The sequence below is a fragment of the Sphingomonas quercus genome (assembly GCF_018863195.1).
GTDB lineage: Bacteria > Pseudomonadota > Alphaproteobacteria > Sphingomonadales > Sphingomonadaceae > Solisphingomonas > Solisphingomonas quercus.
Map to the genome: position 1 here is coordinate 609,310 of NZ_JAHKRT010000002.1, position 6,751 is coordinate 616,060.

At 66.6% G+C, this 6,751-nt stretch carries 6 protein-coding genes; 4 read left to right on the top strand and 2 right to left on the bottom strand.

Going from position 1 to position 6,751, the window contains the following annotated elements; translation table 11 throughout:
- Nucleotides 1–57: 57 nt before the first annotated feature.
- Nucleotides 58–1,206, top strand: coding sequence for an ABC transporter substrate-binding protein (locus tag KOF26_RS05960; protein WP_216321575.1), 1,149 nt, complete (start codon nucleotides 58–60; stop codon nucleotides 1,204–1,206).
- Here the strand turns inward: KOF26_RS05960 and KOF26_RS05965 are convergent.
- Both KOF26_RS05965 and KOF26_RS05970 read right to left on the bottom strand, forming a co-directional pair.
- A complete protein-coding gene (locus tag KOF26_RS05965; protein ID WP_216321577.1) occupies nucleotides 1,132–2,604 on the bottom strand; it encodes a sensor histidine kinase in 1,473 nt (490 codons plus the stop codon). The genes KOF26_RS05960 and KOF26_RS05965 overlap by 75 nt on opposite strands.
- Complete coding sequence (locus KOF26_RS05970; protein ID WP_216321588.1) at nucleotides 2,601–3,266, bottom strand: response regulator; 666 nt, start codon at nucleotides 3,264–3,266, stop codon at nucleotides 2,601–2,603. The genes KOF26_RS05965 and KOF26_RS05970 overlap by 4 nt, the downstream gene beginning before the upstream one ends.
- Before the next feature lie 256 nt (nucleotides 3,267–3,522).
- Between KOF26_RS05970 and KOF26_RS05975 the strand changes: the two genes are divergently transcribed.
- From KOF26_RS05975 to KOF26_RS05985, 3 genes are all read left to right on the top strand, one after another.
- Complete coding sequence (locus KOF26_RS05975) at nucleotides 3,523–5,022, top strand: PQQ-dependent sugar dehydrogenase (RefSeq protein WP_216321591.1); 1,500 nt, start codon at nucleotides 3,523–3,525, stop codon at nucleotides 5,020–5,022.
- A gap of 209 nt (nucleotides 5,023–5,231) precedes the next feature.
- Nucleotides 5,232–6,527 (top strand): C4-dicarboxylate transporter DctA, encoded by a 1,296-nt coding sequence (gene dctA, locus KOF26_RS05980; RefSeq protein ID WP_216321610.1) that lies wholly within the window; start codon nucleotides 5,232–5,234, stop codon nucleotides 6,525–6,527.
- A gap of 20 nt (nucleotides 6,528–6,547) precedes the next feature.
- Nucleotides 6,548–6,751 (top strand): hypothetical protein (locus KOF26_RS05985; RefSeq protein ID WP_216321613.1); only part of this gene is annotated, 204 nt, incomplete at its 3' end.

Here is a 6,751-nt window from a genome sequence, read left to right on the forward strand (position 1 = left end):
TCTTTCCGCACGGAAGGCAGGCGGCATGCCTTCCGCAAGGAAAGACGGCCCGGGCGCATGGCAACCCGCCTCATCGGGAGCGACCTGCTCCCCTCTTTGTCCTGGGGCATAACGCGGGACCATATCGTGTCGCGCTTCTTTCCATTGCTGGCCATGCTGATGGTCGTCAGTCTGCGCGCCGACGGCCTCGCCTGGGATTATCCGCAATCCTATCGCAGCATCGTCGAGGCGGCGCGGCAGGAGAGGGAGCTTATCATCTACAGCGTCGTGCACGCCGACGCTGCTGTGGCCGACCTGCTGGCCGCGTTCCGCCAGCGCTATCCCTTCATCCATGTCAGCAACACCGATGGCGACGGCGCCCGGACGTATCGCCGGTTCAAGCGCGAGATCGCTGAGGGCCGGCGCTCCGCCGACTTTATCTGGAGCTCGGCCATGGACCTTCAGGAAAAGCTGATCAATGACGGGCTTTCGCAAGCCTACCCATCGCCGCAAAAGCCATCGCTTCCGACCTGGGCGCATTGGCAGGACCTCGGCTATGGCGTGACGCAGGAGCCGATCGCCTTCGTCTACAACAGCCGCTACCTGGCGCCCGACGAGATGCCGCGAACCCATGCCGGCCTGCGCGCGCTGCTGGAGAAGAAGAAGGATCGCCTGGCGGGCCGGCTCGCCGTCTATGATCCCGAGCGCTCCGAGGTAGGGATGCTCCTCCTTTCGCAGGATATGCGGGTGACGCGCGATTCCTGGAACCTGTTCGATGCCTTCGGGCTTGTCGCGGCGCGCGGCTACAGCACCAGCCGCGACATGCTGCTCAACATCGTCAAGGGCGACCAGTGGATCGGCTATGACGTGATCGCCTCCTATGCGATGGACATGCAGCGCACCCATCCGGAACTGGTCGTGGTCTATCCGGACGATTATGTGCTGATGCTGTCGCGCGTGGCGATCATCACCGCCAACGCCCATCACCCAAACAGCGCCAAGCTGTTCCTCGACTTCATGCTGTCGCGGGAAGGGCAGACCATCCTCAAAAATTACGGCATGGGGTCGGTGCGTGCCGATATCGGCGTGCCGAAGGATCAGCTGCGCATCAATCCCCGCCGGACGCAGGCGATCCGCATCGGTCCGGGGCTGCTATCGGGCCTGGACAGCCTCATCCGCGCCCAGTTTCTGCGGCGCTGGCGCGAGGCGCGCAGCGGCCGATCCTGACGGGGGCAGGGGGAAGCGCACCACCGCCTTGACGCCATGGCCGCCCGCCGGCGTTTCGAGGCTCACCGTGGCGCCCATCCGCCGCCCGAGGGCGCGTACGATCGACAGGCCGAGACCGCTGCCTTCCCGATCGCCGTTGCGCGGCAGCCGATAGAAACGCTCGAACACACGCTCGCGCGCGCCCTCCGGTATGCCGGGGCCATCATCCTCGACCTCGACGGTCCCGGCCCGGCTGTCGACGCGGACCACAATCTGGCCCCCGGCGTTGCCGTAGAGCACCGCATTGTCGAGCAGATTGCCGATCATCTCGCCGACGAAAATGGCATTGCCGGCGAGCATCAGCATCTCGCAATCCGCCTCGAAGCTGAGCTCCATGCCTTTTTCGAGCGCCCGCACCGCATAGGTGCGGGCCGCCGCGGCGGTGCATTCGACGGCGTCGAAGCTGCCCGCGTCCGCCTCGTCGCCGTTCGGCCGCTCCGCCTTGGCGAGCGAGATGAGCTGCACGATGAGATGCTGCAACGCCCGTACCGCCTGATGGATGTCGGTGAGCGCATCGCGCATCTCGGGTGAGCCATGGCCGTCGCGGCGCAGCAGTTCGACGTGGGCGCGGACCACCGCCAGCGGCACGCGCAGCTGATGGGAGGCATCCGAGGTGAACCGGCGCAGCGTCTGGAAACTGCGATCGACATGATCGAGCAGCGTGTTGAACGCCGAGACGAAGGGCAGCACCTCCTGGGGCACCGACGACAGCGGCAGCGGCGCGAAGTCGATCTCGGCCTCGTCGTTGCGCGCCTCGACCTCGCGCCGCAACAGCGCGAGCGGCCGCAGACCCCAGTCCACCGCCAGCATCACGAGCCCGATGACGGTGACGAGCAGGATCGTCTCGCCGATCGCCAGCGCGATCAGCATCCGCTGCACAAGGGCGGTGCGGTTCTTCACTGTCTCGGCGACCTGCACGATTACCGGCGCATCGAGCTGCGGCACCAGCCGCGCTTCCGACGCGATGCGGATCGGCTCGCCGTGGAAGACGCTGTTGCTGAAGCGGATGCCTTCGATGCGCGGCTGCACAGGCTGGTGGACGGCCAGCTCGGGATAGCCGGTGATGAGCTTGCCGCGATAGGTGACGCTATAATAGATGGCGTCGCGATCCGGGTTTTCGAGCATGCCCAGCGCTGACGGCGGAAGGTCCATCGTCAGATAGCCTTCCTGCATCTCCAACGTCTCGCTGACCGCCTGCAGCGAGCCGCTGAGCACCCGGTCGCTGGCATCCTCGACGATCCGCTTCACCAGCCACGCTCCGGAAAGGCCGAGCGCGAGCAGGATACAGCAGAGCGGCGGCAGCAGGGTCAGCAGCAGCCGGCGCTTGAGCGAAAGCTTCCTCGCCTTGCGCGGGCTCATGCCAGCCGCAGGAGATAGCCGAGGCCGCGCACGGTGATGATCTCGATGTCGCCACCCTCCAGCTTGCGGCGCAGCCGGCCCATATGCACCTCCAGCGCGTTGGGCGCGACGGCATCGTCATAGCCGAACACCTCCGCGCTCAGCCGCGCCTTCGGTACGACGCTGTGCGCGCGTGCCGCCAGCGTCTCGAGCACGGCGCGTTCCCGCGGTGTCAATTCCAGCAGCCGGCCGGCCAGGTAGCAGGCGCCGGTGGCGCGATCCAGTTCGAGCGTGCCCAGCTTCAGGAGGGGATCGGGATTGCCGAGCCCGCGGCGGATCAGCGCGCGGACCCGCGCCTCCAGCTCCTCGATCGCGAATGGCTTGCACAGATAATCGTCCGCGCCCTGATTGAGCCCGTTGATGCGATCGGCCGTGGCGTCCCGCGCCGTCAGGATCAGCACCGGCACGCTGATGTTGGCGCGGCGAATCTGCTTGAGGACGGTGAGGCCGTCCATATCGGGAAGGCCGAGATCGAGCACCACGGCGTTGTAAGGCTCCATCTGGATGATCTCCAGCGCCTCCTCTCCGTCGGAAACATGATCAACGGCCAGCCCTTCGGCCCGAAAAACCTTGAGGATGCCCCGGGCCAGCGCGGCGTCATCCTCGACGATCAACAATCGCATACCCACCCCGTCCGCCGCCGGCCGGCCGGCAACGGCCGCCGCCGCGCGGGCGGCTCATTCTGGCGCCGTGCTATCCGTGTACCGCCAGCCTACGAAAAAATCTATATCGGGGCCCCATGTTTTCGCACTTGTCCCGCTGATTCCATTACCGCAGGTTCGCCCGCGACCGGACTGTTCACGGCTCCTCATGGGCACCCAGATGATACGACTCCGTTATACTATTCTCGCAACTGCCCTATTTCTTGAAGCGGCGGCCGTGGCCCAGCTGGATCCTTTTCCGGCCGGGCCGGGCCATGATGTCGTCGCCAAGGCCTGCGTGCAGTGTCACGACGCCAGCATGGTGACCGCGCAGCACCAGAACGCGCAGCAATGGTCGGACACGGTGCAGCAGATGATCGCCAACGGCGCCCAGGTTCCGCCCGATCAGTTGGGGACCGTCGTCGCCTATCTTGCCGCGCATTTCGGCACGGGCGAAGCGCCGGGAGCGGCGCCGGCGGCCCGAGGCCCCGCCGCGCCGGCGCCGCGCTCGAAGAACGACCCGCCGGTCTATGCGCCGATCCAGTGGCGGCACGAGGAAGGGCGGCCGATCGAGACCCGCTGGCCCGAAAAGCAGGACAACAAGCCGGAATTCCCCGAGCAGACGCGCGCGCCCTATCACGCGAGCGTCGCCTACAAGGCGACACTGGTCACCAACAAGCTGGCCCGCCCCTGGGCGCTGCAATTCCTGCCGGACGGGCGGATGCTGGTCGGGCAGCGCACAGGACAGATGGTGATCGTCGACAAGGCAGGCGCCATCTCGCCGCCGCTCAAGGGCGTGCCCGAGGTGGTGTGGGAAGGCGGCCAGGGCGGCCTGCTCGACATCGCGTTCGACCCGGGCTTCGCCACCAGTCACCGGATGTTCTTCACCTATGACGAGCCGGCCGGTCCACAAACCGGCATCGGCAAGGACGGCGCGCAGAGCCGCATCGTCGTCGGTCGCGCCACGCTGGACGCGGCGGCGGGCGCGCTCAGGGACGTGCAGGTGATCTTCCGCAGCCTGCCGGCGATCTCGGTGAACCTCTATCCGACGAAGCAGGGCAGCCGCATCGCCATCGACAGGCAAGGCTATCTCTACGTCACCATCGGCAATCGCGACAGCACCCGGCTGCAGCCGCCGCCCTGGCTGGTGGCGCAAAGCCTGGAGACCCATCTCGGCAAGATCATCCGCATCACCGCCGACGGCAAGCCGGCGCCCGGTAATCCCTTCATCGGCAAGCCCGACGCGCTGCCGGAAATCTGGGCGACCGGTACGCGCAGCCAGGAGGGGCTGGCGTTCGACGCCAGGGGGCAATTGTGGGAAACCGAGCACGGCCCGCGCGGCGGCGACGAGCTGAACCTGATCGAGCGCGGCAAGAATTATGGCTGGCCGATCGTCACCCATGGCGTCGATTATCCCGGCTGGCTGGTGAATATGGGCGTCACCCATCACAGCGGCATGGAAGATCCGCGCTATTACTGGGATCCGGTGATCGGCCCGTCCGGCCTCGTCTTCTATGAGGGCAAGCTGTTCCCGCAATGGCGCGGCAGCCTGTTCGTCGGGGGCCTGCGCGGTAATCTGCTCGACCGGCTGACCATCTCGGCGGACAATCGCATCATCGCGGAGGAACCGCTGCTCACCGACCTCCACGCCCGGATCCGCGACGTTCGCGTCGGGCCGGACGGGGCGCTCTATGTGCTGACCGACGTCGACTCGCTTTATCGCATCACGCCGGCATGAATAAGAAGATCGGGCCGGCGTGATCCGGGAAAGTCCATCGAGATATAGAACATCTCTATAGCCTCCGAATAGATTTTCCACATTCCCCGCCGCCATTCGCCTCCCCATTGTCCAGGGACGAGCAGCGCTTCGTCCTGGAAGGGTGTCCCGCGACATCAGGGGGCGCAACGCTGTCGTACGTCCGGTTGCAGCCGGCGCTGGAGACGATAATGTCGGATCGAATTCCACTCTGGCGCAAGCTTTACGCGCAAGTGCTGATCGCGATCGTGGTCGGCGTCGCGGTGGGCGCCCTGTGGCCGGGTGCAGGGGTGGCGCTGAAGCCGCTCGGCGATGCATTCATCGCGCTCATCCGGATGATGATCGGGCCGGTGATCTTCTGCACCATCGTCCACGGCATCGGCTCGATGCACGACATGGCCAAGGTGGGGCGGATCGGGCTCAAGGCCATGCTGTGGTTCGAGCTGACGTCGACCTTCGCCCTGGTTCTGGGGCTGATCGCGGCGCATCTCGTCCATCCCGGCGTCGGCATTGACGCCACGATGCTGGCCAACGCGACCAGCAAGGCGGCGGTGGCCGGCTATGTCGAGCGGGCGGCGTCCGACGGGGTCGTTGCGCACCTCCTCGCCATCATCCCGACGACTTTCGTCGACGCTTTCGCCAAGGGCGACCTGCTGCAGGTGCTGCTCGTCTCGGTGCTGACCGGCGTCGCGCTCGGCCGTATGGGGCCGACGGGCGGGCGCATCGCCAAGGCGGTCGAGAGCGTCGGCGATGTGCTGTTCCGCGTCATCGGCCTCATCGTCCACCTGGCGCCGATCGGCATTTTCGGCGCGATGGCCTATACGATCGGGGCGTTCGGCGTCTCTTCTCTCGCCCGGCTCGGCGCCCTGGTCATCCTCTTCTACGCAACCAGCGCGGTCTTCATCTTCGTGGTGATGGGCGTTCTTGCCCAGTGTCTCGGATTCTCGATCTTCAAGTTCCTGGGCTATATCCGCGAAGAGCTGCTGATCGTCGTCGGCACCGCATCATCCGAGGCGGCGCTGCCCAACCTCATGCGCAAGCTGGAGGCGCTCGGCGCGCGCGACACGACGGTCGGGCTGGTCGTGCCGATGGGCTACAGCTTCAATCTGTGCGGCACCAACATCTACATGACGCTGGGCATCCTGTTCCTTGCCCAGGCGACCGGCACCCATCTCACCCTGACCCAGGAGCTTTGGATTCTGGCGATCTCGATGCTCACCTCGAAGGGCGCGGCGGGCGTGACCGGCGCAGGGTTCGTCACGCTGGCGGCGACGCTGCAGATCGTGCCCGACATCCCGATTGCCTCGGTCAGCCTGCTGCTCGGGGTCGACCGGTTCATGAGCGAATGCCGGGCGGTGACGAACTTCGTCGCCAACGGGGTGGTAACGCTGGCCGTCTCGCGCTGGGAGGGCGAGCTCAGTCCGGCGCGATTGCGTGCCGCGTTCGCCACCCATTCGGAGCCCGGCATGACGGTGCCGGCCGAGTGATAGAAGACGGGAGTGGAGCGATGAACAGGCGCGATTTCGGCAAGGCGCTGGTGGCGGGAGCAGCCGGGGCGGCCTTTTCCGGCGAAGGGGCGGCGGTGGCGGTGGCGCGCGACCTGCCCTATCGCGTGCTGCCGGACCTGAAGGTGCGCGCGCTGGGCGACATCCACACCGGCGGCGACTATCACACGCTGGTCGGCAACGGCCCGACCGCTGAGGCCAGCCTC

Coding starts and splice junctions, on each gene's coding strand:
- KOF26_RS05960 (WP_216321575.1), top strand. CDS start 58: ATGGCAACCCGCCTCATCGGGAGCGACCTGCTCCCCTCTTTGTCCTGG.
- KOF26_RS05965 (WP_216321577.1), bottom strand. CDS start 2,604: ATGAGCCCGCGCAAGGCGAGGAAGCTTTCGCTCAAGCGCCGGCTGCTG.
- dctA (WP_216321610.1), top strand. CDS start 5,232: ATGTCGGATCGAATTCCACTCTGGCGCAAGCTTTACGCGCAAGTGCTG.
- KOF26_RS05970 (WP_216321588.1), bottom strand. CDS start 3,266: ATGCGATTGTTGATCGTCGAGGATGACGCCGCGCTGGCCCGGGGCATC.